Consider the following 26053-nt stretch of genomic DNA (forward strand, 5'->3'; position numbering starts at 1 on the left):
AGGGCAGGGCCGCCATGGCTTTGCCAGAATGCCATCCATCCCTTGCCAGCCATCCGGCTGGCATTTTTATAATTGTTGCGAAATAACATCTGTCTAGACCAATTGCCATTCTCAAATGAGAATGATTCGTGTTACAGTATTGTTTTCGCCAGCAAACTTTCCTTATGCATCGTTAACACTTTCGTTATCGATCCGGGTTCAAGAGCCAGCCTCCACTCTTAAACCGGACCATCATGACTACTGTGCTTCCGCAGCGCACCGCTGCACCCGTCGTATTCTCAGCTCATCTGCCTGCCCGCCGCCATAACCTGGTGCTGCGCGCCGCCTTGCTGGGCCTGTTCGCGGCGCCGATGCTGCCTGCTCTCGCGCAGACGGCCGCCATCAATGCGGGCACGGCCGCTCAGGAGCCGGCCAAGTTGCCTGTCTTCCCGGAAATCGTCGTCAACGCCAAGCAAGACTATGAACGCCGCGCCGGCACCAAGACGGTCGTCACGGCGGACGACCTGGAGCGCCGCAATGTCACCGAGATGGGCGGCATCGTGCGCTATTTGCCCTTGATCAGTGCGCCGGCGGCGGCCTCGGGCAGCGGCAGCGTGTGGGACGGCTCCGGCAATACCGGTTACAACATCCGCGGCCTGGAAGGCAACCGGGTCAGCCTGGAACTCGACGGCATCTCGCTGCCCGACGCGGCGCCCAAGCCGGACGGCAACACCCTCAACGCTTTCGCCACGGGCCGTGATTATTTTGATCCGGAAACCTTCCGCGAAGTGCGCATCGATTCGGGCACGACGGCCGCCAGCGGCGCCAATCCCGGCCTGGGCGGCGGCGTGGCCTTCATCACCAAGTCGCCCGAGGATTACCTGGGCGAAGGCACGGACCATTACGTGGCCTATAAATACGGCCGCGCCACGGCCGACCGCAGCAATGCGCACACCCTGACGGGCGCCGCCAAAATCGGCGCCAATCTGCAGGGCCTGGCCGTCTACGTGCACCGCGATGGCGAGCAGATGGACAGTCGCGGTACCACGCCCGTCAACCCGGACGACTGGCATTCGAACGCCTTGCTGTCCAAGCTCGTGTGGACCTTGCCTGGCGAACAGAAGCTGGACTTGACGGTCGACATGTTCGAGCGCAAGAACAAGCGCGACCTGCGCAGCAAGGTCAGCACGTATTATCCGACGGGCGTGCAGCAGGATTCCACCACCAAGCGCACGCGCGTGAGCCTGGGCCACGACGTGGTGCTCAAGGATTTTGCCCTGTTCGACCGCCTGACGTCGAAGGTCTATCTGCAGAACGCGAAAACCGAGGACAAGACGCAAGGCCTCTACACGTTCGGCAGTCCGGCCCGGCGCGCCATCGATACCAATTTCAAGAATGACAGCATCGGCCTGACGTCGGAAGCGTTCAAGCAGCTCAATGCGGACAACGCGCTGCTGTACGGCGTGCAGCTGGAACAGCTGAAAACGCGCCGTCCGTGGCGCGAAGACCGCGTCATCGTCGCCACGGGCCAGCATCAGGTCACCAACAAGAACCGCATGGCCGACATGGACACGAGCAAGCTGGCCCTGTATGTGCGCGACGATCTCAGTTTCAATCTGGCGGGCAAGAAAGCCGTGCTGACGCCGGGCTTGCGTGCCGACTACCGCAAGAACGAACCGAAAAACCTGCAAACCTATGCGATCGCCGTGCCGAACGCGGCCAAGGAAGTGCGCGAAGAGAGCGACACCTATTTCACGCCCAGCCTGAGCCTGTCCGTGGAAGTCTTGCCGCAGATGAACGCCTACGCCACTTTCACGCGCGGCACGCGCCTGCCGACGGCGGCCGAGCGCACGGGCACCTACGACTCGTTCAGCTATACGGGCACGGGGCAGGGCTATGCCGTGCTGGGCAATGCCAACTTGCGCAAGGAAACGAGCAAGGCGTATGAACTGGGCCTGAAGGGCGACGTCACCAGGGGCTTGAGCATGCACGCGTCCGTCTACCAGACGGAATACACGGACATGATCGACTATGTGATGCAAAAAGATGATCCGGTGAACTACCCCACCATCACGCGCGGCCTGTTCCGCCCGGAAAACATCGGCAATGCCCGCACCTGGGGCGCCGAGCTGACCCTGCGCGCCGAGCTGGGCGCCTGGGCGCCGGCCATGCAGGGCTACCACGTGGACCTGGCCACCGGCGTGGCCAAGGGCCGCTCCTTCAATACCCAGACGGGCGAGAGCGGCGGCCTGAACTCGGTGGCGCCCGCCAAGTCGGCCTTGACCTTCGGCTACGACCATGCGAACCAGCTGTTCGGCCTGGCGCTGACGGCCGTGCATGCGGGCGCCAAGCAGGCGCCGGAAAACCTGCTGATCGGCGATGCCGGCCCGCTGTTTACCGTGCCGTCATACACCATCTTCGACCTGTCGACGTACTGGAACGTGCACAAGAACGCGAAGATCGTCGTCGGCGTGTACAACTTGACGGATCGCAAGTACTGGGACTACGCCGCCTCGCGCAGCCTGGCCGCCGGCACCACGGCCGCCAGCCGCGCCGAGATCGAGCGCTACGCCAAACCGGGCCGCAACGTCGCCGCCAGCCTCAGCGTCAATTTCTAAATTTTTACCGGGGAGGGGCGCCTGCCCCTCTTTTTTTCCATGTTTGATTGAATGGTCTCTCTATGAAGTTATCCAAACTCGTTCTATCCCTGCTAGGCAGCCTGCTGATTGCAAACGCATATGCGGCCCCAGCCACCCTGGCGGAACGCTGGTCCACCTTGCGCACGGAACAGCCGAAGCTGCAGATCCGCGACGCGGCGCGCGCGCTGGGCGTGTCCGAAGCGCAATTGCTGGCAACCAACATCGGCAAGGGCGTCACGCGCCTGCAGGCGGACGGCAACCAGCCGCGCGAAATCATGCGCGCCGCGCTGGACCTGGGCCTCGTGCAAGCGATCACGCGCAATGAAAACGGCGTCATCGAAACGACGGGCGTGGCCAGCAAGTTCAAGCAGGCGGGCGACAAGTCCGAGCAGGCCGACGCCAAGGACCCGGAAACGGAAGCGCGCCAGCGCAATATCGCGGGCGGCTACCTGGGCGGCCAGATCGACCTGCGTTTCCACTTTGAAAACTGGAAATACGCATTTGCCGTGGAACAGCCTGGCCGCGATGGCAAGCCGACGCGCAGCCTGCAATTTTTTGACGCCAACGGCACGGCCGTGCACAAAATCTACCTGCGCAACGAGCCTGGCGTGGCCGTCTACGATAAATTGGTGGCCACCTTCCGCGCGCCGCAGCAAAGCGCGGAACTGAACGTGCTGGCCGTGGCGCCGAAAGCGGCGGAAAAGCCGGACAGCGAAATCGACGTCAAGGAATTCCAGCTGGCCTGGAAAGACATGACGGACGTGCACCAGTTTGCGCAAATCATGCGCGAATTCCACCTGACGCGCGAACAGGCGCTGCGCCTGGCGCCGGCCGGCGTGGTCGAGCGCGTGACGCCGCAAGCGCTGCGCACCCTGCTGGAAAACGCAGCCAAGGACAAGGTCGCCATCATGGTCTTTCTGGGCAATGAAGGCTTGACGCAGATCTACAGCGGCAAGATCGAAAAAACCATGGCGGCCGGCGGCTTCTTCAATGTGCTGGACCCGGACTTCAACCTGCACATCCGCGACACGGCCCTGCGCAGCGGCTGGGTCGTCAAGCGCGGCGGCGTCACGTCCGTCGAGTTCTTCGACAACGACGGCACGCAAGTGGTCTCCTTCTTCGGCGTGCGCGAGCGGGGCAAACCGCAGCCGCAAAGCTGGGTGGATCTGGCTGATAGTCTGCCAAAGGCAAAATAAGGTTTTTGCAAGTTGATGAGTATCAGCACGTGACAGAACCGCAGCGATACGCCGTAGCTGATGTCATGTGCGACCAGAGCAACACTTCAGTGTGGGTGCCGCGTGCCGGTCTCATGTCTGAAGCACAATAGTGGTATGCTGATTGCAAGGCCGCAGCGATCGTGTCTGCGTGCTGGTTCCTGAAGAGAGGCAATCATGGCAACCATCATGGCGAACGGCCTCAACATAGCCTATGAAAGCCACGGCAACCCGGATGATCCGTGCGTGCTGCTGGTCATGGGCCTGGGCATGCAACTGATCGCCTGGCCGGCGGACTTTGTCGAAGGCATCGTCGAACAAGGTTTTCGCGTCGTGCGTTTCGATAACCGCGACAGCGGCCTGTCGAGCAAGATGGCGCAGGCGGGCAAACCGTATCTGCCGCTGGCCTACGTGAAAAACCTGCTGGGCTGGCCCCTCAAAACGTCGTACACCCTCGATGACATGGCGGACGACGCGCTGGGCTTGCTGGCGGCTCTGCGCATTGCGCAGGCGCACGTGATCGGCGTGTCGATGGGCGGCATGATCGCGCAAGTGATGGCGGCGCGCGCGCCGCTGCAAGTGCTCAGCCTGACCTCCATCATGTCGAGCAGCGGCCGGCGCGGCTTGCCCGGCCCCACGCGGGCGGCACGCAATGCGTTATTGCAACGCCCGAAACGCAATGCCAGCCGCGCCGAACTGATGGCCCATATGGCGGCCACCGTGCGCGTGATCGGCAGTCCCGCCTATCCCGTGTCGGAAAAGCTGCTGTACCAGCGCATCGAAGCGGCGTTGCAGCGCGGCAGTTGCCCGGAAGGCGTGGCGCGGCAAATGGTGGCCATCGCCGCCTCGGGCGAGCGCACGGCCTTGCTGCCCAGTATCAGCTGCCCGGCGCTGGTGATCCATGGCGCGGCCGATCCCCTGATCCCCGTCGCCTGCGGCATCGATACGGCGGCGCTGATTCCGGGCGCCACGCTCGAAGTGATCGAAGGCATGGGGCACGACATGCCGCCCCAGCTGATCGAGCGCCTGCTCGCCTTGATCGATGTGCATCTGCAAGGTAAGATGGCGCCCCAGATGCGCTCCCAGCCAGCCTAGGCGCGCCCACCACTTTTGAAGGCATGGGCATTTTGAAGACACCTGAAATTGGCATCGCCATCGTGGCGCCTGGCGGTTGCGCGCCCGATGACGCGGCCGTGGCGCGCGGCATCGCCCGCCTGCAGGCGCAAGGCGCCACCGTCCACAACTACTACGACCCCGCACACAGCTTCCAGCGTTTCGGCGGCACGGATGCGGGCCGCCTGACGCAGCTCAACGCGGCAGCCGCCGACCCCGACGTGCAGGTGGTGATCGCCTTGCGCGGCAGCTACGGCATCAGCCGCATCCTGCCCGACATCGATTTCGACCGCATGGCCGCCAGCCGCAAGCTGTTCGTCGGCTACAGCGATTTTACTGCCTTCCACATGGGCTTGATGGCGAAAACGGGCCGCGCCAGCTTTGCCGGCCCCATGATCTGCGACGATTTTACGCGCGACGAGCCCGAGCAATTTACGCTCGATCAGCTGTGGTCGTGCCTGACCGGTCCCACACACACGGTCACGGGCACGGCAGCTGGCAATCCGCAGGTTGATGTGGAGGGGAAATTGTGGGGCGGCAATCTGGCCATGCTGGTCCACCTGCTCGGCACGCCGTATTTCCCCGAGATTAACGGCGGCATTCTGTTCCTGGAAGACGTCAACGAGCACCCGTACCGGGTCGAGCGCATGCTGCTGCAATTGCTGCATGCGGGCGTGTTCGAACGCCAGCATGCGGTCGTGCTCGGTGACTTTTCCGCCTATAAGCTGAGTCCGATGGACAGGGGCTACGATTTCGACGTCATGCTGGCCTACGTGCGCGAGCGCCTGCCCGTGCCCGTGCTGACGGGGCTCGAATTCGGCCACATCCGCCGGCGGGTCACCTTGCCGTTCGGCGGCCAGGCGCGGCTGCAATCGGACGCGTCCGGCTTCACCCTGCAGGTGGTTGATTACCCGACCCTGGCGCGCCCCTGAACGCCATCAACGCCATGAGCGCCAGGCCCGGCAGGTTGCTGCAGCTTGACGTGCTGCGCGGCATCGCCGTGTTTGGCATCCTGCTCGTGAATATCTGGGGCTTTGCCTGGGGCACGCTGTCCTTGCGCTACGGCACCTTGCCGGCGCAGCCGCCCGTGCTCGACCAGCTCGTCATTTTCGGCGTGGCGGCGCTGGCGCAATTCAAGTTCTATCCCGTCTTCGCCTTCTTGTTCGGTGCCGGATTTGCCCTGCAAACACGTTCACTGAAACGCCAGCTGGGCAGCTGGGAAGCGGCGCAAGCGGCGTACCGGCGCCGTTTGCGCTGGCTGCTCGTGTTCGGCCTGCTGCACGGCTTTTGCATCTGGAGCGGCGACGTGCTGACCTCGTATGCTGTCGCCGGCATGCTGATCCTGCCGCTGGCTGCGGCCAAACTGAGCCGCATACGCAACCGCGCCTGGCTGGTGGCAGCCGGTTTCCTGCTGTTCATGTGCTTGCTCATTCCCGTGGGGCAGCAGGGCGGCGCGCCGGACACGGCGCATGATTTGCAAAACTTCGCGGCCCGCTACGCCACCTATACGCAAGGCAGTGTGTGGGCCGTGGCCAGGCTGCGCGCCAACGATTTTCTCGTGTCCTTGCTGTACGCCGCCGTCATGCTGCCGCACATCATCGTGCTGTTCTTGCTGGGCATTTTGTCCGTGCGCTGCGGCTGGCTGACGCAGCCGCAGCGCCACGAGCGCGTGTGGCGGCGCGTGCGCGCCGTGGGGCTGGGCGTGGGCTTGCCGTTCAACCTGCTGGCGGCGGGGGCCGTCGCGTGGCAGGTGTCCGATCCGTATCAAACCGTGTTCGATACGGCCCTGTTCGAAGTGGGCCTGTTCGCCGGCGGTCCCGTGCTGGCGGCCGGTTATGTGGCGGCGCTGATGCTGGCCGGTCCCTTCATGCTGCGCTGGCTCGGTGCATGGCTGGCGCCCGTGGGCCGCATGGCGCTGAGTAATTATCTCTTGCAATCCTTGCTTGGCACCTGGCTGCTGCAGGGGCCGGGCCTGGGCTGGGGCGCCACGCTGCGTCCCATCGAGATGCTGGGCCTGGCCATAGTGATCATGGCGGGGCAGGTGCTGCTCAGCCGCTACTGGCTGCGGCACTTCCGCCAGGGGCCGATGGAGGCGCTGTGGCGCCGGCTGGCGCGCTTGCCCGGCTGAGTTAGTCGCTGCCCCAGTCGAACGCGCCTTGCGGCGACGCCGGCGGTGGTGCCTTGGGTTTGGCGGACGGCACGAGCGGATTATCGACGGCATGCCACTCGAACAAGTCCACGTCGAGCATGCAGGTGCGCGCCAGGTGCAGCGCCTGCTCGGGCGTGAGCGCGGGGGCTAGCCAGCGGTGCGCGTCTTCCAGGCTGACGGCGACGGGGCGGCGGTCGTGGATATCGACCATGCCGCCCAGGCTGTCGGCCGTCACCAGCACAAAGCCCGCTTCCTCGCGGTTGAATTTGTACGGCCCGAACTGGGCCAGCGCCAGCAGGAACAGGCGCGCGCGGTCCTTGCGGTGGATGTGCCACGGCTGCTTGCGGCCTTTCTCGCCCGTCCATTCATACCAGCCATCGACGCAGACGATGCCGCGCCCCGCGCGCAGCAAGGGTTTCCAGTAGGCGCTTGCCAATTTTTCCAGCCGGGCATTGATGGCGATGGGGATTTTTTTCTTGCCGGGGGCGGGCACGGCTTGGGCGGCCCAGGCAGGGCGGTAGCCCCAGAAGACATCGTCGACCCGGTGCACACCATCCTGGATATGCAGCACGGGCCGGTACGTGCCGGGCGAGACGTTCAGGTGCGGCTCGGCCTCGCTGTCGAACACCGCGTCGGTCCAGCCGAAGGATGACGCCAGCACGCGCGCCGTGTCATTTTGATCGAATCGTCCACACATGCCGAAATCATACCCGATCGCCTGTAGGCGCGAGCGCGGCGTGCATCCTTTTCGTGAGTGTGATCAAACGTACAGACTGCTGGCAGCATGTGGCGCACAGTGGAACCCAGTCAGATCCCTGACGCTTTTTTTGCATCGGAGGAATTATGTCTTTTGAAAACCCCACCATCCACAAAGGCTTTATCATCAGCGCCACGGCCAGCCAGCGCCGCGATGGCCGCTGGGTCGGTTCGTACATCAGCCAGAACCAGGCGTGCGGCGCGTATGCGGATACCTGTGATTATGATGATTGCAGCAATGAAAAAGAGGCGCAGCAAATAGCCTTGTCGGTAGGCTGGCGCCTGGCCGATGGGATGCATGTGCGCTGAAACAGCCTTAGCGCTTGCCCCGCAGCGCCAGCAGCAAGCCTGCTAGCGGGAACAGCAGGACGGTGCCCAGCCGTACGGAGGTCAGCGACGCGGCCTCCACGCCCAGCACATGGGGCAAAGCCAGCAGCAACAGGGGAGCGGGCACGGCAATCGCGAAGAAAAACAGGTACCACGAGTAGCCATTCTTCTTGGCCAGCAAGGCGATCAGCGCGCAGCCGACCAGGAAGACGAGCGGTACATTCACAAATTCCATGGTGTTGATTTTTCATCCGGGAAAGCGCGTCATTATACGCGTCACCCTGTATGACCGGATGCGCTTGCCGGCGTCAGTTGCCAACGAAATCCGGCGGCTGCGGCGCCTGTTTTCCGGCCAGCGGCCCGTCGACCGGCAGCAGCGCCTTGATGGCGCCGTTATAGATGAGTTCCTGGGCATACGCCGATGCCTCGATCAAGGCCGCATGCACGGACTTGAAACTGCTCGGCGTTTCTATCAGCACGGGCTTGGGGTACACCTGCAGGGTATCGCCGCGCTTGCTGATCAAAATCATGCCCCGGTAGCGCCCATCCTTCTCCAGCGCCCCCGCCACATGAAATTCATAGCCCCGGATCTGGTGTTTTTGTTGCTGATCCATGTTTGCCGCCTCCAGACCTGATTGTCATGGGCCAGACCATGCCACGCGTATCGAACAGCAGAGTGTTTGATTTGTATCAATACGTCCCTTGAACGCATTCAACTAGCGTATCGACGCTTGTTGCAAGCGTAGCGAGCGGAGGGGATGTGTGGCTGAGAAGCGCAACCGTACATAAGTACGGTGAGCATCGCCAGCCGCAAAGCCCCCCGCGCAGTAGCTTGCGGCAAGCGTCCTCACCCAGCGCGAATGGCGCGGATCTGTTGGGCTGTTTCCTCGATCTCGCGATACGCTTCCTGAATATAGCCATGGATCGGGTGCCCATCCATCCACTCGAAATACGCGCGCTCATCGTGTTTGATGGCAAAAGGGACGTGGTGGTCGCGTATCGATTCGGCCGTTTCGCGCAGCAGCGCGGCAAAAAGCAGCTCAATAGTTTCCATGATGGTCACCTTGCGAGACAGGAATGCAGAGCATTGAATGTAGCACAAAGCGCGCTGCCGTCCACGCCGGCGCTTGTGCCGTGCGCGCCCGGGCTTCAGGCCGGGTGGCCGATATGCTCGTACAAGATCACGCAGCCGATGACGATCAGTACCAGGCCGCCCACCAGTTCGGCGCGCCGGCCCGCTACCGTGCCCAGCACGCGGCCCAGCATCACGCCCAGGGTCACCATGACGAAGGTGGAAAAGCCGATGGCGGCCGCCGTGACGACGATATTGGCGCCCAGCAAGGCCAGGCCCGCACCCACGACCATGGCGTCGATGCTGGTGGCCAGGCCCGTGACGGCCAGCACCCAGAACGAGTGCGACTGGGCCGGTGCTTCTTCCTCGTCGGCGTCGGACAGGGCATTGCGTATCATCAACAGGCCGATGATGCCCAGCAGGCTGAAGGCGATCCAGTGATCCCACGCTTCCACGTAGGGCGCTGCCACGCTGCCCAGGGCCCAGCCGATGATGGGCGTGATCGCCTCGATGACGCCGAAGATCAGCCCCGTGCGCAGCGCCTCGCGCCATTGCGGCTTGTGCAGGGCTGCGCCCTTGCCGACGGCAGCCGCGAAGGCATCGGTGGACATGGCGAGGGAGAGGGCGGCGGTGGCGGCGAAATTCATCGTTGGCTTTCTGTAAAACCTGGCTGGGATGGTAGTGACAAATGACAAACCCGGAGATTTTACCCTACGTACAGCACCACGGCAGAGGCCAGCAGGCAATACGCGCCAAAGAAATGCCAGCGGCCCTGTTCCAGCCAGCGCGACAGCCAGCGCAAGGCCAGCAAGCCAGCCAGGAACGACAGCAGCATGCCCAGCAGGCTGGGGCCGAGCAAATGCAGCAGGCTGTTGCCGTGTTCCAGATGATCCAGGCTGCCATTTGCCACGGCCTGGTAGAAGCGCCAGCCTTCCTTGACCAGTACGGCCGGCGTCAGCACGACGGCGAGGGCAAAGCTGAATTCCTCGGCGCGGCGCTGCGGCACGCCCATGGCGATGCCGGCGGAAATGGTGGCGCCCGAGCGGGAAAAGCCGCGGAAGGGCAGGCACAGGCCTTGCACGGCGCCGATCACCATCGCCTTGCCGATGGACAAGGTGCCATGCTGGCGCGCCTGCAGGCGCGATGACACAATGATCAGCACGCCGGCGGCGGCCAGCGCGGCGGCCATCAGTTTCGCGTTGCCAAACAGGTGCTCGATTTCAAAACCGGGTGCATCCTTGCTCATGAAGTGGGTGATGCCCTTGAGCAAGCCGAAGCCGACGATGCCCGTCAGGGCCGTGGCGGCCGCGAGCAGCAGGACATTGCGTCGGAAGGCGCTGGCCGAACTGAAATAGGTGGCGCGCCAGGATGCCCAGAAATACACGATGACGGCCAACATGGTGCCGGTGTGCAGCATCACGAGCAGCATGGTCAGTTCGGGCGACGTGGGGTCCAGCCCCATCCATTTTTCCGCCATGATGACGTGGGCGGAGCTGGACACGGGCAGCAGCTCGGCGAAGCCCTGGACGATGGAAAGGATAAATAATTGCAAAAAGTTCATGGCGGACGGGACTCAGGCGGGAAAAGCAGGGCCGCCGATTTTACCCGCCCGACCCTGCGGATGAGCCCCTCACCAGATTACAGTTTGTCCATGTCTTACTGCCTGGCCGGTTCTTGCGGTTTGAACACGGCGCGGAAAGCCTTCAGGGCTGCGGGATGGTAGACCGTGCCATGGGTCTCTTCCGGCATCTTTTCCACGTGCCATTGCAAGCCGGGCGGCGCCTGCTTTTGCAGCACGTCGGACAGGCGCTGCACTTCGATGGCGATGCCCGCTTCGCTGCTGGACGCCAGGTACAGGCTGTGCTTGCCCGGCTTGCCCTTGGCCAGCAGCTCCGCCGCCTGACGGGGCAGCGCGCCCTGGTTCCACCACAGGCTGGGGTCGAAGGCCAGGTAGTGGTCGAACAGCTGCGGTTCCAGCAGGTATGTTTCCACCACGAACAGGCCCGCCAGCGATTCGCCGACAATGGCCGTCTCGCCCGTCGTGCGGTAGCGGCGTTTGACTTCCGGCATCAGTTCATCGCGGATGAAGGCCCGGTAGGCTTGCGAACCGCCCACGACGGGCGCGATCTTGCGGTCTTGCGCATTATCGGTGGGCCCCGTCAGGTCGCGCCGGCGCTGCGTGTTTTGCATGCCGACCAGCATGAACGGGCGCATCGTGCCGTTGGCTACCGACACCTGCAGCAAGCCGGCCACGTGCAGAAAGTCTTCGGCCACGCCGCCGTCCGGCATGTACAGCACGGGCAGGGGCGCGTCGGGCGGCGTATCCCAGGCGCGCGCCACATACACATTGATGTGGCGCCGTTCCTTCAGCGCCTGCGAGTCGATCGTGAAACTTTCGCCGATGACGAGCGGCGTGGCCGCGTTGGCGGCAGCGTTAGCCGTAGCGGCGGGCGCGGCAGTGGCGAGGTGGACAGAGCTGGACAGCAGCAGGGCGGCGGTGAGGTGCAGTGCAAGGCAAGAGCGGCGCATGTTTTCCCATAATAAGTAGTGGATAGATGGCATGTACGCGTATAGACATGCCACCAAGCAATTCTATCTTATCTTTGAGGCAGGCTTACTTGATCGTCAAGAGTTTGCGCTCGCGCACGATCCCTGCCTTGTCGATCGTGTAGGCAACCAGCAGCGCGCCATCCTCGGCGCAGGCGTGGCAGGTGATCAGGGGCGTGGAAAACAGCACGCTCTGGCCGCCATCGGCGGTCGCTGTGCTGCCAATAAAGTCGGCGGGGGCGAACGGGACAGAGTCTGGGTGGGCGGCGGCAAACGCGCGCCAGGCCGGTGTGGCGCGGTCTTCCTCGCGCACGGAGTCCTCGTCGACGTCGATGGCGGCGCCATCGCTGCCGATCAGCAGGGTGCCTTCATTCGTGTTGGCGCGGAACGGATAGGTGACGGTGGCCAGGGCCGCCTTGCCCAGCGGGCGCCAGGCCGAGATGAAGCCCGCCTTGTTTGCCTTGACCAGCATCCTGGCGGCGGCGATGGCTTGCGGGCGGGCGCCCGAGCGCTGCATGGTGCGCAGCAGGCAGACGTCGGGCGCCGTGGGCGATTGTTCGCTGCGGCAAGCCGACAGCGAGCGCTCCTGCCACACGGCGCGCGCGTCGATGGGGCCCGTCTCCAGGGCATGGGCCGCCTGCATGGCGGCCAGGCCGCCAACGGCAAGGATGGCGCAGCCGGCTACGTGGCGGGAAAATCGTGTGGACATGGGGATGCCTTTCAAGAGCGGAAACAGGAGAGTCTCCGATTATAGGAGGGGGCTGGCGTCCTTGCCCACACGAAACGGCCTTGCTGGCGGGCGGCTTGCGCGTCGTTCAGCGCCTCTTTGCCGCCGCCTGGCGCAGGGCCTTGGCTTCCTGCTTGTTGGGAATGTGCGGCCGCGTGGCCAGCTCCGCCTTGACGGCGGCGATGGCGGCGCCGAACTGCTGTTCGGCCTGCGCCGGGCTGGCGCCCGCATAATCCTGCTGATTCGATTGCGCGGCACGCAGCCGGCGCAGCAGCGCCAGCAATTGCCTGGCGTGCAGGGCAGGCAAGTCTTGCGCCAGTGCTTGCGCGACCACCGCGCCTTCCACATGGTCGGGGTCGATCAAGCGCAGCAAGGCGAGGCCCGCAGGCTGTGGTACCGGTGTCAATTTTTCCATCCAGCCATTCTAAACGAGGTCGGGATTACAGGTATTCCCATATTTCATCGAAGGTTTCGCGGGCGAAATCGTTGCGCCAGGCTTCCGAGTTCTTTTCGCGGCTGACGGCGAACACGGCGCGCCACGTCTGCTTCGGCGAACTCGTGTAGGTGGCGGCGATCTTTTGCAGGCCGGCCTTGCATTGCTCGACCTTGCAACCGCTCTTCGCCAGTTGCTGGGCGGCAGGCGCCCATGCCACGGGCACCTTGACGACCTGGCACTCGAAGCTGACGGCAGCCGTCTGCATGCCGTTTTCCACCGTCACGGGGGCCGCCTTGGTGGCCTGGCACGCGGCGCCATTCATGGCGGCGATGACATTGGCGGCCAGCTGTTCGGCGGCCGGCGTGACGGCCGCGCGCATGGCGGCAGGGAACAGGTCGGCGATCAGCTTGCCCGTTTTTGCAGGGAATATTGCATCCGTTTCCTTCAAGCCGCTGTACGACGCATATTCGGCGGATTGCTGGCCCGCCAGGCGCGTGGGGCGCAGGTAGGCATTGAGCTGGGCGACGCTCGCTTCATCATGGTTGATGATGGTCTTGATGTACAGGTTGGCCACGTCGACGGGCGCCAGTTCCACGGCGGTTTCCGCCGCGATGGCGGGCTGGGCCAACGCCATGGCGGCGGCCAAGGCTGCCGCCAGCAGGGCAGTGCGCGATGTTGCTAATGTTTGGTGCATGTATTTTCTCCACGATTCAATGTCAGGCGCCAAAAATGCTTTATAGCAACTATGGCGCGCGCATTATAGATGGTAAAAGTCATAACGTTGCGCACATTAGGCGTGCGTCTTGCTCGCCGCTTCCAGCAGAGCCAGCAGCAGTTCCTTGCGCCGGCCTTGCGCCTTGCGCGCCAGGGTAGCCAGTTTTTCCAGCTTGCCCCAGATGGGATACAGCATGTGCTCGACCAGATAGCCTTCCAGCCCTTGCAGTTGCTGGCAGAACAGTTCCAGTTTCTCCACCTCTTCCAGTTCCGCCTGGATCTTGATCTTTGCGTTGTCCGTGCAGGCGCGCAGGCACGCGGCCAGCACGGGGGCGGAATCGCGCGTCACGCCATATTGCTCGGCAAAGGCCGCCGTGAACTGGTCCTGCACGGACTGGTGTTCCTCGTCGACGTAGGCCATGTAGTACTGCACCAGCGGGAAATAGCGCGCATCGAGCAGGCCCAGCCCGAACGTGGCGTAGCTGCCGGGCATGCAATTCTTTTCGCCTTCCGTGTCCGCATAGAATTCGAATTGCTCGATGGCGGCGCGCGCATACGCTTCCAGCTGCGGCTGCAGGGCGGGATAGGCGAGGGCGTTGGCAAAGAAGCGATGCGTATCGGATTTCGCCAGTCCCTTGATCGGCAGGTACTGCTTGACCTTGGACTTGAGCTTGATCTGGCAGCTTTTCGGGAAACCGTTGTTCAGCAAATGCGTGATGAAGGCCAGCGCCTGCGCATACGCCTCTTCCTCTTCCCGGACAATCGCGATGCTGATGGTGGCAAACACATCGTTGGCGCGGCATTCCAGCTGCGCATTTTTCAGGTGGACGGCGTCGGGCGCGAAGGTGCCGCTGCCTTCCTTGAGCATGCGCACGGCCCGTTCGCTGCCCAGTTCGCGCGCGATGTCGAGGAATTTGACGCCCGTCGACTTGGCGTAGCTCGGTTCGTGGCGCAAGATCATCACGGCGCCATACAGCAGCAGGTCGATGGACGCCAGCGCCTGCTTGTCAAGCGCCGCGCCCGCCTTCAAGGTGTATTCGGTGCTGCGGTAGCTCGATTGCTGCACGTCGTAGAACTGCGGCAGGAACTGCTTTTCCGCCCACGCCGACACGGCCTGGATGATATCGCTGCGGTGTTCGGCCAGCGCTTGCGGGCGCGACTTGTTCAGCTGCTCGATGCGCTCGAATTGGGCGATCGTCCAGGCGATATCGGCTTGGGGAAACAGGTGGGGATCGAGCAGGTGGCGCGCCAGGAAGAAGGTTTCCAGCTTTTTCGTCGGGCGGTTGCCATGCTCGAGCTTTTGCGTGACGTAGCTGTGTATGTGATCGAGCAAGCTTGTGCGCTTGCCTGCGTTGACATACTCGAGCAGGTTCAGGTGCAGCATGCCCTGCGCCGTCTGGAATTTGCCGCGAAAGCTGAAGCGGTAGTCGATCAGGGGCGTGTCGGCCAGTGTTTCCAGCTTCGCCCGCACGAGCGCTGCCAGCCGGGGCGCGATGGTGTCGCGCACGACGGCTTCGTCGAGGCGCGAAGGCGTCCTCGGTGCGACATCATCGGCCTCGGCCAGATGGAAATCGTCGGCCGTGGTGCGTCCCGGCTTGTAGTCGAGCAGGAAATCGTTAAAAACGCCCATTTGCAAGGTGGTCCGCTTCACGGCGGCTTCCAGGTCGGTACGCTTGAGGCGCTCGGCAAACCACGCTTCGATTGCCGCCGTCATTTCTTGTGTTGCCTGCTCTACAAGATTGCTCATCTGTATCGTCGTCTTTCCCTGCATTGCACGTGACGGTGCCACCGGCTGCCGTCACGATCATGTTTAATATAAAGCACTATTTTAGGTGGTCGGGCCTGGCCGCAACAAGGGCCGCACGGTTGTCACGAGGGGGCGGTGAGGAAGCGCGCGTCGATATCGTCGGACTGCGGTCCCACGGTGATCGTGGTGTGCCAGCCGGAAGGCTTGTCATTGCCATCAAATAAGGCGATGCGCGTGTGGACGAACAGCACGGAATACACGCCCGATTTCATGTCGCGGTTCAAGTCCCAGTGCATGAGTTCGATCGCTTCGCCCATGCGCGGCAGATGGGCGCCCGGCGGCAGCAGAATGTTCTGGTTGATGAATTCCCGGCTGGGGCCCGGTTCCTTGTGGCGCGGATCGATGTAGCGGAACGAGACGCTGGTAACGATGTTGCTCATGCATGGCTCCTGCCTGGTGATGTACCTGACGACAATAGCACAGGGGGAGGGCCGGGACGTGCGCCGCACGGCCCCAAGGCAGGCGCGCGGTTGAATATGTACGGTAACAGACGGTAGTTGACGAGCCGTCGCGCTACGCTTGCTTGTTATTGATCATTGAGATTGCCGTACACGTCATGATGCATTTATTCCTAGCAGAAAACCGCGCCGAGCTTGAGCGTCGTTGTTCGGCCATTCCGTCAGTCAGGTGGTGCCGGGGGGCGGCGGACCATACGCACAGCGGGATGCCAGTCCATGCCCTATGAAATTCTGCGCGACAGCATCGCGCTCGAGCCGGCGGGCGATGCCATTCGCTTCCATTTGTCCGTCTTCGGGGCGGAAAAGACCTGCCGCATCACCGTGACGGCCTTGCACAGCCTGGACCAGGAGCAGGGCGGCAACTTGCTGGACATCTTCGACAGCCACCGCCTGCGCATCGGCCAGCGCGCCTTCGCTTACCTGAGCCGCGATCTGCTGGTCAGCAGCGTCGTCTTGCGCGCACTTGATTTTTAGTTACTATTTCTTCTGCCTGCACCCGTGTCCTGGCCAGCTATGGTATTTCCGCACAGATCGTCAAGTAAATGCAGGTATGGCTGGACGGAAATGTTACATCTCGGTATTCTGCGCATCTGATACTTATTTCTATACAGAAAAAGGTAAGAGGGCGGTTCGGGCCGGCGGCATCGCGGCGCGCACTGCCACGCAAGGTCAGGCATGCAAAGGTGAAGTCGTCCGCTTGCTGAGCGAAACGGTCATGTTTCGGCTCGCGGCGGGCAGGGAACAGTGCTGTCATCTTTAAAATAGTAGGAGAGGTTGCTCATGGATGCAGAAAAGGATGTTGTGTACGGTACAGAAGATTTGTTGATGAGTTTGTGCAACTCGGTGGTTCGGGTGCTCAACGTGGCAACACAAAGCAAGGTCAATTATTCGGGCATGGTGCAGCGCATCACCAAGACGGGCCTCAAGCCCGACATCGGCTGCTTCGTGATGTTCGATGGCGGTTTCACGGGCCTGGTGGTGCTCAATTTCGCCGCCGATACGGCGATGGAAATCTACGAGCGCTACATGTTGCACATGGGTATGCCGAAGTCGGAGCTGGCCAGCTTCTACACGTCGGACGAAGTGTCGAACATCATGGGCGAACTGATGAACCAGATCGTCGGCGACTTCACGGGCAAGGTGCGGCGCGAGCTGCAAACGAACATCACCCAGAGCCAGCCGAAGATGCTGGTGCTGAACAAGCAGGTGATGCTCAGCGTCGACACGCCGCTGGACCGCCCGGAAATGCGCCGCGTCACTTTCTATACGGAAAAGAATAATATTTTCTATCTGGAACTGGCGATCGACCGTACCGAGTTCATCAAGCTGCACGATTTCGATTCGCGCGAAATCGACGCCGATTCGCTGATGGATAGCGAGTATGCGAACCGCGAACGCGACGCCGCCCCCGCGCCTGCGGCGGAGCCGGAAGACGACGACAACGCCGACCTGCTCAAATCGCTGGGCATGTAAGCAGCGGTATCGGAGAGCGGCTGGCGGCCGGTTTGCCGCCGGCCGCTGCCATATGCAGCCTACAGGGTCTTGCTCATGAAGACCCGGCTCGTGCCTTCGGGGCTGCAGGCAATCTCGCCGAAGCGGCGCCAGCCGCGGCGCTCGTAAAATTCGGGCGCCTGGAAACTGATGGTGTACAGCACCGCCGAGGCGCAGCCGCGCCGGCGTCCTTCCTCCTCGAACTGCGCCAGTACCTGGCTGCCCAGTCCCAGCCCCCGCAAGGCGGCGGGCAGATAAAACAAATCGAGAAACAGCAGGCCCAGCGAGGTCCGGCCCATGGCACCGCCCAGCACGCGCTGGCTGTCGCGGTCGCGCACGACCACGCTCAACACCTGCCTGTCCTGGTATCCCGTGATCGCATCGTTGTAGGCGTTCAAGCCGTCGAGGATGGTTTGCTCGACCTCCGCATCGATCGTGGCGCTGAAGGAAATGGTGTAGGGCAAGGCGTGGTGCTGGTTGGCGGGCATGGCGGGCAGGAAAATAGCTGATAACTGTATGAATATACAGTATTTTGGCTAGTTTTGCCCGGCTTGTTGCGGCAACGTCAATGTTTCCATGCGGCGCATGCCCACCATGCCGCTGTGCTGGCTGTCATCGAGCGACCAGTATTCGAGCGCATACGCATAGCTGCCATCGATGATGGTCAGCGATTCCTTCTGGCGGCCGTTGGGCGCCTTGTAATACAGGCGCCGCGCGGGCCGGCCATCGACCGTGTGCCTGAACGCCTGCGGGTTGAGGGAGGCGCGCTTGCCCGCCTTGCCCGCCATCGACATCGCCGTGATCGTCACGTAAGCGCCGTCCGGGCAGCGGGCCAGCAGGTGGGAGCCGCTCAGCACGGTGGGCTGCGCTTGATCGAGCGGCAAGCCGAACGGATGCACGCCGGCGATATCGTGGCACCCCATCTGCTGCGCCAAGGTACTCAGCACGGCCGGATCGAGCGCGCTGGTATAGTGTTTTTCGGCGGTTTGCGCCTGGCCCAGCGCCAGGCGGCGCTCCAGTTCGGCCAGCGAGATATCGCTGGGTACGGGCAGTGGCGCGGGGGCGTCGGGGTCGGCCGCGCTGGACGTTTCCGCCTGCATGCGCGAGACAACGGAGTGGCTGCTCCCGGCTGTGCCATCGAGGCCGTGGGCCAATGGCGTGGCGCAGGCCAGGGCCATTGCCAGCGATAAAACCGTATGTTTCAGCATGAAATTTCCTGCAATCCGAGGCAAAATGACACGCATTGTGTCTCAGATCGCCTGCGCATGCGCGTTCCTTTTCTTTAACGTGCGGCCATCGCCGACGCAATCTCGATCGAACTCAGTTTCCAGCCCCACACGCCATGGCGCTGCAGGACCAGTGCGCCGTCCTGCGCATTGCCGTCTTGTGCGCGCACGACGAAGGTGTTCAGGCCGGCATAGCCTGCGGAATACGCGGCTTTTTTCCGGGCGCCATCGGCGGGCGCGTCCGTGTCGCCTGCGGCTCCCGCTTGCGGGCTGACGGCGCTCTTGTTGACCAGCGCGACGACACCTGCGGGCGAGACCATGGCATCGACCATCTTGCCCAGCATGGCGCCGGCGATCGACTGGCCCAGCGCGGCCAGCGGGTTATCGCTGCCGGCGGTCGCCGCGATGCTGCGCGCCATGCTCGCCTCCAGCTGCGTCTTGACGCTGGCGCGCAGGGCGGGGAAATCCACGTGTCCGGCCAGGGCGTCGGCATTGCGCTCGGCCAGGGCGGTCTTGATCTGGTGCAAGGTGTAATACGGCGCAGCGTAGGCGGTGGCGGCGACGGCAATGACGGCCAGGGCCGCGGCGATGGTGATTTTTTTCAAGTGAAGCCTGTGAGATGGAGGGGTGGAAACGGATGCCCCGCAGCGTATCCGTTAAATTAAAATACGGCAATCATATTTTCTTGCCATTATTTTTCCGCATGTGCTCCGGTCGCCCTAGGCGGACCGCTATAGAGTGATGAGGATGGGTGCTGTATAATGGGAGAAAAGTATTTAACTAGCTGTTTTAACTGAATAAAGACCCAATATCACATGCTCTCTACAGCAAATATTACGATGCAGTTTGGCGCCAAGCCATTGTTTGAGAATATCTCCGTCAAGTTCGGCGACGGCAACCGCTATGGCTTGATCGGCGCCAACGGCTGCGGCAAGTCGACGTTCATGAAAATCCTGGGCGGCGACCTGGACCCGTCGGGCGGCAACGTCATGCTCGACACCAACGAGCGCCTGGGCAAGCTGCGCCAGGACCAGTTCGCGTTTGAAGACATGCGCGTGCTCGACGTCGTCATGATGGGCCACACGGAAATGTGGGCCGCCATCCAGCAACGCGACGCGATCTACGCGAACCCGGAAGCGACGGACGACGACTACATGCAGGCGGCTGAGCTGGAAGGCAAAGTGTCCGAATACGACGGCTACACGGCCGAATCGCGCGCAGGCGAACTGCTGCTGGGCGCCGGTGTCGCCATTGACCTGCATCAAGGCCCGATGAGCAATGTCTCGCCAGGCTGGAAGCTGCGCGTGCTGCTGGCGCAGGCGCTGTTCTCGAATCCGGACATCCTGCTGCTCGACGAGCCGACGAATAACCTGGACATCAACACGATTCGCTGGCTGGAAGACGTGCTCAACGAGCGCAACTCCACCATGATCATTATTTCCCATGATCGCCACTTCCTGAACCAGGTGTGCACCCACGTGGCCGACATGGACTACGGCACCCTGAAGATTTATCCGGGCAACTACGACGAATACATGTTCGCCTCGACCCAGGCGCGCAACCAGCAGCTGGCCAACAACGCGAAAGCGAAAGACAAGGTTGCGGAACTGCAGGAATTCGTGCGCCGCTTCGCCGCGAATAAATCGAAGGCCCGCCAGGCCACGTCGCGCGCCAAGCAGATCGAAAAGATCAAGGTCGACGACATCAAGCCATCGTCGCGCGCCTACCCGTTCGTGCGCTTCGACGGCGAAAAGAAATTGCACCGTCTGGCCGTGGAAGTCGAGAACATCTCGAAAGGTTTTGACCGCCAGCTGTTCAAGAACTTCAGCATCATGGTCGAAGCGGGCGAACGCATCGCCATCATCGGCGCCAACGGCGCCGGCAAGACCACCATGCTGCGCTGCATCGCGGGCGACATCGCCGGCCTGCAGCCGGACCAGGGCCGCGTGAAGTGGGCGGAAAACGCCAACGTCGGCTACATGCCGCAAGACCCGACGGAAGATTTCGCCAAAGACACGAACCTGACCGACTGGATCGGCCAGTGGACGAAAGAGGGCGACGACGACCAGGCCGTGCGTTCCATCCTGGGCCGCTTGCTGTTCGGCGGCGACGATGTGAAAAAGGCCGTCAAGGTACTGTCCGGCGGTGAAAAGGGCCGCATGATGTACGGCAAGCTGATGCTGGGCCGCCACAACGTGCTGATGCTCGATGAGCCGACCAACCACATGGACATGGAATCGATCGAATCCTTGAACATCGCGCTGGAAAAATACGCGGGCACCCTGATCTTCGTGTCGCATGACCGCGAATTCGTGTCCTCGCTGGCCAACCGCATCATCGAAATCAAGGAAGATGAAGTGGTCGATTACCGCGGCAATTACGAGGATTACCTCAAGAGCCAGGGTATCGATTAATTTGTACGCTAACGTTGGGTCGGATTACGCGCTGTGCGCTAATCCGACCTACGCTAGTAGGCAGGCCATGTAGGTCGGATTAGCGTAGCGTAATCCGACAATGCCGGCCAGCTGTACCATCGGCCAGCACCACACCGACGCGCCGCGGTTCATTCGTTCCGGCGCACCTGCTTCATTGCAATCGTGCCGGTCTATCCCGTTTTTGTTTGACACAGCCATGCAAACTTTAGCCATCAAATCCGTCGAGTACGAACACCCGCAAGACGGAGCCAGCTGCACTGCCCACGCCTGGGCACGCACGCCAGCGACGCCTTCCCCGGCTGAAAAAGCCGAACTGATCACGCGCATCAAGCGCCTGCTGATCGAGCGCGAAGCCGTGCTCGTTGCCCACTATTACGTAGATGCCGACCTGCAAGACCTGGCCGAAGCCACGGGCGGCTGCGTCTCCGACTCGCTGGAAATGGCCCGCTTCGGGCGCGACCATCCGGCCAAGACCCTGGTCGTGGCCGGCGTGCGCTTCATGGGTGAAACGGCGAAAATCCTCAGTCCAGAGAAAACCGTCCTGATGCCCGACCTCGACGCCACTTGCTCGCTCGACCTCGGCTGCCCGGTCGATGAATTCACGGCCTTCTGCGATGCCCATCCGGACCGCACGGTCGTCGTTTACGCCAACACCAGCGCGGCCGTCAAGGCGCGCGCGGACTGGATGGTGACGTCGTCGATCGGCCTCGACATCGTGGCCCACCTGCATGCGCAGGGCAAGAAAATCCTGTGGGCGCCGGACAAGCACCTGGGTTCGTACATTCAGAAAGAAACAGGCGCCGACATGCTGCTGTGGCAAGGCTCCTGCCTCGTGCACGACGAATTCAAGGGTATCGAACTCGATTTGCTCAAGGAAGAGTATCCGCAAGCCAAGGTGCTCGTGCATCCGGAGTCGCCCGCCAACGTGGTGGCCCTGGCCGACATGGTCGGCTCGACGTCGCAAATGATCGCGGCAGCGCAAACCATGGACACGGACACGTTCATTGTCGCCACCGACAACGGCATCCTGCACAAGATGCGCGCGGCCGCGCCAGGTAAACGCTTCATCGAAGCGCCCACGGCCGGCAACAGCGCCACCTGTAAAAGCTGCGCGCATTGCCCGTGGATGGCCATGAACGGCTTGCTGAACCTGGCGCAAACGCTGGAAAACATGCACAACGAAATCCACGTCGATCCCGCCGTCGGCCAGCTGGCCGTGCGTTCGATCAATCGCATGCTCGACTTCGCCGCCGCCAAGAAGGCGGGCCTCAAGCCGGGCGCGGACCTGGCAAAAGAAACCACATTGTTCCAAGGAATCGGTCCAGCATGAGTACCCTCGTTAATTCTTTCGCTCCCTTCGATCCGGCCCTGGCGCGCGCGTTCGAGGGCAATCTGCTGGCGGCCTTGCTGGAAGACGTGGGCCAGTGCGACCTGACGGGCGAGCTGGTGCCGCCCGACCACATCGTCACGGCCCGTGTCATCGTGCGCGAAGCGGCCGTGCTGTGCGGCGCGCCGTGGTTCGAAGGCATCATGAAAAGCCTGGACCGCAGCATCGACATTGCCTGGCATTACGCCGAAGGCGACATGATGACGGCCGACAGCGTCGTCTGCACGATTGAAGCGCCGGCGCGCGCCTTGCTCACGGCCGAGCGCAGCGCCCTCAATTTCCTGCAGCTGCTGTCGGCTGTGGCCACGGCCACGCGCCGGTATGTCGATGTGATCGCCGGCACCAAGGCGTCCATCCTGGACACGCGCAAGACCTTGCCGGGCCTGCGCCTGGCGCAAAAGTATGCGGTGCGGGTCGGCGGCGGCAAGAACCAGCGCCTGGCCTTGTATGACGGCATCTTGATCAAGGAAAACCATATCGCGGCGGCAGGCGGCGTCAGCCAGGCCCTGGAAAACGCGCGCAACCTCGATGCGGGCGTGCCCGTGCAGATTGAGGTGGAAACCCTGGCGCAATTGCAGGAAGCCTTGGACGCGGGCGCCGTCTCCGTCTTGCTCGATAACTTCAGCAACGACATGATGCGCGAGGCCGTGGCCCTCACCAACGGCCGCGCCTTGCTCGAAGCGTCGGGCGGCATTAACTTCGACACCGTGCGCGCCATCGCCGAAACGGGCGTGGACCGCATCTCGATCGGCAGCCTGACGAAGGACGTGCGGGCCACCGATTACTCTTTGCGCATCGTCGGCTGATGAGAAGAGCGGGGCGGCGCCTGCTGGCCTTGGCGCTGCTGTGGCCGGCGTTTGCCGTGCCTTTGCCGGCGCCGGCCCGGGAACTGCTGGCCGTGGGTGCGCAGTTCGAGCGCGTGTTCGAATATCAGGACAGCGGCGAATACGGCGGCCTGGGCGCGGAACTGCTGCGCGTGATGGCGGCGCGCACGGGTAACACCGTGCGTTTTCGCATGGTGCCGTGGGCGCGCGCGCAAGCCATGCTGGTGCAGGGCCAGGCCGATATCCTCATCGGTCCCTACAAGACGCCCGAGCGCATTGCCAGCATGGCGTTTTCCGACAAGCCGTTCTACCAGGACCAGATGGTCTTTTATACGCGCCAGGACGCCAGTTTCGGCTGGGATGGCGATTACGCGGCGCTGAAGAACCGCCGAGTGGTGCTGCTCAATGGCTGGGCCTATGGCGCGGACTGGGAGCGCGTGCGGCCCGGCCTGCAGGTCAGTGTGGCCAACAATGTGGAAAATGGCTTGAAGATGCTGGTGCACAGCCACGTTGACGTGTTCATCAGCAACCGCCGCAATACCGACCCCGTCATCGCCCGTCTCGGCTATGGCCGCCAGGTGAAACCGCTGCCCAGAATCATCGAACTGCAAAACGGCTATTTTGCCTATCCACGCTCACCCGCTTTCGACAGGCTGCGGCTGCAGTTCGACCAGGAACTGAATAACCTGATCGAGACGGGCGAATTGAAACGACTGGGCAAGCGCTACGACGTCAGCATACCCTGACACTGGCTATCTTTGCCGCGCTTGACACGCCTCAAGCATGCTCCATGGCCCGGTTCTACCCTGAAAGCAGGCAGCACAATACTGCCCATCACGCCGAGGGGAATGCCATGGATACGCACCGCATCAAGCAACTGATCTGCACCGGTTTCGTCATCGCGCTGGCCGCGGCCCTGTTTGCCTGCGGCGGCGGCCATCATCACCATCCACCGGCCGTGAGCGCCTATGCGGCCACCAGCCTGGTGTCGGACAAGCCCGCCGTGCCGGCCGCGCACACGGACCCCAACCTCGTCAACGCCTGGGGCGTGGCCTTCAACCCGCGCGGTTTCGTCTGGGTGGCCGCGAATGGCACGGCGAAGTCCACTTTGTACGATGGCAACGGCGTGCCGCAATCGCTGGTGGTCGGCACGCCGGCCGGGCCCACGGGCATCGTCTTCAACGGCACGCAGGACTTCAAGCTGAGCCAGAACGGCGTGACGGCACCCAGCCCCTTCATCTTCGCCAGCGAAAGCGGGACTATTTCCGCCTGGTCGCCCACGGTCAGCCCGACGACCGCCGTGGTCGTTTTCGACGGCAGCGAGGGCGGCAGCGTCTACAAGGGCCTGGCCATTTCGCGCTATGCGGGCGCCAATTACCTGTATGCGGCCGATTTCCACAACGGGCGCGTCGACGTCTTCGATGCCGGCTTCGCCAGGGTCGCCCTGCCTGGCGCATTCGGCGACCCCGCCTTGCCGGCTGGCTATGCGCCGTTCGGCATCCAGGCCATTGGCGAGCGCATCTATGTCGCCTACGCGAAGCGGGAAGCCAGCGGCGACGATGAAGAGGCCGGCGCCGGCCTCGGTATCGTGAACGTGTATGACACGGGTGGCACACTGATCAAGCGGCTGGTGAGCGGCGGCGCCCTGAATGCGCCATGGGGCATGGCGCTGGCGCCCGCCGATTTCGGCACGGCCAGCAATATGTTGTTGATAGGGAATTTTGGCGATGGCAAGATCAATGCCTATGACCCCGACACGGGTACCGCCGCTGGCGTGCTGCTCAAGACCGATGGCACGCCGCTGGCGATCGATGGCTTGTGGGGCATCGCCTTCGGCAATGGCCTCAACAGCCAGCCCGTCAATACGCTGTTCTATGCGGCCGGGCCGGATGACGAGACGCATGGGCAATACGGGCGCATCGATTTGAAGTAGAAGCAACGTCCCCGTGCGCGCGCAGGGCGGCACGGGGGCGATCTTTACAGCTGGCGTGCCTCGAACGTATTGCACTGGGCAATCTGGCCGCTCTCGATGCCCTTGCTGAACCAGCGCACGCGCTGCTCAGAGGTGCCGTGCGTAAACGAGTCCGGCACGACGTGGCCTTGCGACTGGCGCTGCAGCGCATCGTCGCCGATGGCCGTGGCCGCTTTCAGGGCCGCTTCCACGTCGCCCTGTTCCAGGATCTTGCGGTCGGCGTTCGCGTGAAATGCCCACACGCCGGCAAAGCAATCGGCCTGCAATTCCAGGCGCACGGACATGGCGTTGGCCTGGCGTTCGGAGGCCGTGCGGCGCGCATTGTCGACCTTCTCGGACAAGCCCATCAGGTTCTGCACGTGGTGGCCCACCTCATGCGCGATCACGTAGGCTTCCGCAAACTCGCCCGAGACCTTGAAGCGCTGTTGCATCAGATTGAAGAAGTCGAGGTCCAGATAGACTTTCTGGTCGCCGGGGCAATAGAAGGGCCCGCTGGCGCTCTGGCCCGTGCCGCAGGCCGTCGGGATGCTCCCGGAAAACAGCACCAGCTTGGGCTTCACATAGCTGCCGCCTTCGGCCTTGAACAGGGCGCCCCAGGTGTCTTCCGTATCGGCCAGCACGGTTTTCACGAAGCGGGCCATCTCGTCCGATTCGGGCGGCTGGCGCGCCGGGGCCTGGCTTTGCTGGGTGCTGACCTGGCCGCCACCGCCGCTGAGCAGGTTGAGCAGGGTCAGGGGATTGACGCCCAGCACATACGAGCCGGTCTCTTATACACATCTC

Annotated in this window: 28 protein-coding genes and 1 pseudogene; 13 read left to right on the forward strand and 16 right to left on the reverse strand. The window is 62.9% G+C overall.

Translation table 11 applies throughout. From position 1 onward, the window contains the following. Nucleotides 1-233: 233 nt before the first annotated feature. The 5 genes from JAB8_RS26455 to JAB8_RS26475 all read left to right on the forward strand — a co-directional run bounded on the left by JAB8_RS26455 (nucleotide 234) and on the right by JAB8_RS26475 (nucleotide 7073). Entirely contained in the window at nucleotides 234-2597 is a 2364-nt protein-coding gene (locus JAB8_RS26455; RefSeq protein WP_070292283.1) for a TonB-dependent hemoglobin/transferrin/lactoferrin family receptor, read from the forward strand. Between the two features lie 62 nt (nucleotides 2598-2659). Then, on the forward strand, nucleotides 2660-3814 hold the full coding sequence (locus JAB8_RS26460) for a ChuX/HutX family heme-like substrate-binding protein (protein WP_070292284.1): 1155 nt from the start codon (nucleotides 2660-2662) through the stop codon (nucleotides 3812-3814). A 195-nt stretch (nucleotides 3815-4009) separates the two neighbouring features. Continuing rightward, nucleotides 4010-4927: an alpha/beta hydrolase gene (locus JAB8_RS26465; protein WP_070218402.1), complete on the forward strand. Its 918-nt coding sequence runs from the start codon at nucleotides 4010-4012 to the stop codon at nucleotides 4925-4927. Between the two features lie 32 nt (nucleotides 4928-4959). After that, nucleotides 4960-5877: a muramoyltetrapeptide carboxypeptidase gene (ldcA, locus tag JAB8_RS26470; protein ID WP_070292312.1), complete on the forward strand. Its 918-nt coding sequence runs from the start codon at nucleotides 4960-4962 to the stop codon at nucleotides 5875-5877. A gap of 14 nt (nucleotides 5878-5891) precedes the next feature. Continuing rightward, nucleotides 5892-7073 (forward strand): DUF418 domain-containing protein, encoded by a 1182-nt coding sequence (locus JAB8_RS26475; RefSeq protein WP_070292285.1) that lies wholly within the window; start codon nucleotides 5892-5894, stop codon nucleotides 7071-7073. A 1-nt stretch (nucleotide 7074) separates the two neighbouring features. On the opposite strand, the gene JAB8_RS26480 is transcribed toward JAB8_RS26475, so the two are convergent. Then, complete coding sequence (locus JAB8_RS26480) at nucleotides 7075-7791, reverse strand: SOS response-associated peptidase family protein (protein WP_070292286.1); 717 nt, start codon at nucleotides 7789-7791, stop codon at nucleotides 7075-7077. A 146-nt stretch (nucleotides 7792-7937) separates the two neighbouring features. Here JAB8_RS26480 and JAB8_RS26485 point away from each other — a divergent pair, with 146 nt between their 5' ends. Continuing rightward, complete coding sequence (locus tag JAB8_RS26485) at nucleotides 7938-8159, forward strand: hypothetical protein (protein ID WP_070292287.1); 222 nt, start codon at nucleotides 7938-7940, stop codon at nucleotides 8157-8159. Nucleotides 8160-8166: 7 nt separating this feature from the next. On the opposite strand, the gene JAB8_RS26490 is transcribed toward JAB8_RS26485, so the two are convergent. From JAB8_RS26490 to JAB8_RS26540, 11 genes are all read right to left on the reverse strand, one after another. After that, nucleotides 8167-8412: a hypothetical protein gene (locus JAB8_RS26490; RefSeq protein WP_070292288.1), complete on the reverse strand. Its 246-nt coding sequence runs from the start codon at nucleotides 8410-8412 to the stop codon at nucleotides 8167-8169. 73 nt (nucleotides 8413-8485) lie between these two features. Next, entirely contained in the window at nucleotides 8486-8791 is a 306-nt protein-coding gene (locus tag JAB8_RS26495; protein ID WP_070292289.1) for a hypothetical protein, read from the reverse strand. A 233-nt stretch (nucleotides 8792-9024) separates the two neighbouring features. Beyond that, nucleotides 9025-9231, reverse strand: a complete 207-nt coding sequence (locus JAB8_RS26500; protein ID WP_070292290.1) for a hypothetical protein — start codon at nucleotides 9229-9231, stop codon at nucleotides 9025-9027. A 95-nt stretch (nucleotides 9232-9326) separates the two neighbouring features. Continuing rightward, nucleotides 9327-9896, reverse strand: coding sequence for a manganese efflux pump MntP (gene mntP, locus JAB8_RS26505; protein WP_070218395.1), 570 nt, complete (start codon nucleotides 9894-9896; stop codon nucleotides 9327-9329). A gap of 59 nt (nucleotides 9897-9955) precedes the next feature. Next, nucleotides 9956-10810: an undecaprenyl-diphosphate phosphatase gene (locus JAB8_RS26510; protein ID WP_070292291.1), complete on the reverse strand. Its 855-nt coding sequence runs from the start codon at nucleotides 10808-10810 to the stop codon at nucleotides 9956-9958. Between the two features lie 95 nt (nucleotides 10811-10905). After that, entirely contained in the window at nucleotides 10906-11778 is an 873-nt protein-coding gene (locus tag JAB8_RS26515; protein ID WP_083287948.1) for an alpha/beta hydrolase-fold protein, read from the reverse strand. A gap of 85 nt (nucleotides 11779-11863) precedes the next feature. Then, the gene (locus JAB8_RS26520; RefSeq protein WP_070218393.1) at nucleotides 11864-12505 is read right to left on the reverse strand and encodes a hypothetical protein; all 642 of its coding nucleotides are present in this window, start codon (nucleotides 12503-12505) and stop codon (nucleotides 11864-11866) included. A 106-nt stretch (nucleotides 12506-12611) separates the two neighbouring features. Beyond that, nucleotides 12612-12938 carry a hypothetical protein gene (locus JAB8_RS26525; protein WP_070292292.1) on the reverse strand — a complete coding sequence of 109 codons (327 nt, stop codon included), beginning with the start codon at nucleotides 12936-12938 and terminating at the stop codon, nucleotides 12612-12614. Nucleotides 12939-12963: 25 nt separating this feature from the next. Beyond that, complete coding sequence (locus JAB8_RS26530; RefSeq protein ID WP_070292293.1) at nucleotides 12964-13653, reverse strand: hypothetical protein; 690 nt, start codon at nucleotides 13651-13653, stop codon at nucleotides 12964-12966. Between the two features lie 96 nt (nucleotides 13654-13749). Further along, nucleotides 13750-15420 (reverse strand): DUF6138 family protein, encoded by a 1671-nt coding sequence (locus tag JAB8_RS26535; protein ID WP_070292294.1) that lies wholly within the window; start codon nucleotides 15418-15420, stop codon nucleotides 13750-13752. A 122-nt stretch (nucleotides 15421-15542) separates the two neighbouring features. Continuing rightward, the gene (locus JAB8_RS26540) at nucleotides 15543-15860 is read right to left on the reverse strand and encodes a hypothetical protein (protein WP_070292295.1); all 318 of its coding nucleotides are present in this window, start codon (nucleotides 15858-15860) and stop codon (nucleotides 15543-15545) included. 294 nt (nucleotides 15861-16154) lie between these two features. On the opposite strand from JAB8_RS26540, the gene JAB8_RS26545 reads away from it, so the two are divergent. Then, nucleotides 16155-16412: a DUF1488 family protein gene (locus JAB8_RS26545; protein WP_070218388.1), complete on the forward strand. Its 258-nt coding sequence runs from the start codon at nucleotides 16155-16157 to the stop codon at nucleotides 16410-16412. Nucleotides 16413-16718: 306 nt separating this feature from the next. Further along, nucleotides 16719-17411, forward strand: a complete 693-nt coding sequence (locus JAB8_RS26550) for a DUF3334 family protein (RefSeq protein WP_070218387.1) — start codon at nucleotides 16719-16721, stop codon at nucleotides 17409-17411. Between the two features lie 59 nt (nucleotides 17412-17470). Here the strand turns inward: JAB8_RS26550 and JAB8_RS26555 are convergent, their stop codons facing one another. From JAB8_RS26555 to JAB8_RS26565, 3 genes are all read right to left on the reverse strand, one after another. Beyond that, nucleotides 17471-17917, reverse strand: a complete 447-nt coding sequence (locus JAB8_RS26555; protein ID WP_083287949.1) for a GNAT family N-acetyltransferase — start codon at nucleotides 17915-17917, stop codon at nucleotides 17471-17473. A gap of 48 nt (nucleotides 17918-17965) precedes the next feature. Then, entirely contained in the window at nucleotides 17966-18637 is a 672-nt protein-coding gene (locus JAB8_RS26560) for a hypothetical protein (RefSeq protein WP_070292296.1), read from the reverse strand. A gap of 74 nt (nucleotides 18638-18711) precedes the next feature. Beyond that, nucleotides 18712-19260, reverse strand: a complete 549-nt coding sequence (locus JAB8_RS26565; RefSeq protein WP_070292297.1) for a DUF2939 domain-containing protein — start codon at nucleotides 19258-19260, stop codon at nucleotides 18712-18714. A gap of 210 nt (nucleotides 19261-19470) precedes the next feature. On the opposite strand from JAB8_RS26565, the gene JAB8_RS26570 reads away from it, so the two are divergent. The 5 genes from JAB8_RS26570 (at nucleotide 19471) to JAB8_RS26590 (ending at nucleotide 25234) form a co-directional block, all read left to right on the forward strand. After that, nucleotides 19471-21069 carry an ABC-F family ATPase gene (locus tag JAB8_RS26570; protein WP_034756044.1) on the forward strand — a complete coding sequence of 533 codons (1599 nt, stop codon included), beginning with the start codon at nucleotides 19471-19473 and terminating at the stop codon, nucleotides 21067-21069. 217 nt (nucleotides 21070-21286) lie between these two features. Further along, nucleotides 21287-22420 (forward strand): quinolinate synthase NadA, encoded by a 1134-nt coding sequence (nadA, locus tag JAB8_RS26575; protein ID WP_070218383.1) that lies wholly within the window; start codon nucleotides 21287-21289, stop codon nucleotides 22418-22420. Beyond that, on the forward strand, nucleotides 22417-23283 hold the full coding sequence (gene nadC / locus JAB8_RS26580; protein WP_070292298.1) for a carboxylating nicotinate-nucleotide diphosphorylase: 867 nt from the start codon (nucleotides 22417-22419) through the stop codon (nucleotides 23281-23283). The genes nadA and nadC overlap by 4 nt, the downstream gene beginning before the upstream one ends. Next, complete coding sequence (locus tag JAB8_RS26585; RefSeq protein ID WP_070292299.1) at nucleotides 23283-24047, forward strand: transporter substrate-binding domain-containing protein; 765 nt, start codon at nucleotides 23283-23285, stop codon at nucleotides 24045-24047. Before nadC ends, JAB8_RS26585 begins: the two co-directional genes overlap by 1 nt. A gap of 107 nt (nucleotides 24048-24154) precedes the next feature. Beyond that, entirely contained in the window at nucleotides 24155-25234 is a 1080-nt protein-coding gene (locus JAB8_RS26590) for a TIGR03118 family protein (protein WP_083287951.1), read from the forward strand. A 44-nt stretch (nucleotides 25235-25278) separates the two neighbouring features. On the opposite strand, the pseudogene JAB8_RS26595 reads toward JAB8_RS26590, so the two are convergent. Next, nucleotides 25279-26031 (reverse strand): annotated as a pseudogene (locus tag JAB8_RS26595) (neutral zinc metallopeptidase); the annotation flags it as partial. Nucleotides 26032-26053 lie beyond the last annotated feature (22 nt).

It is taken from the genome of Janthinobacterium sp. HH106, assembly GCF_001758725.1.
Classification (GTDB): Bacteria; Pseudomonadota; Gammaproteobacteria; order Burkholderiales; family Burkholderiaceae_D; genus Janthinobacterium.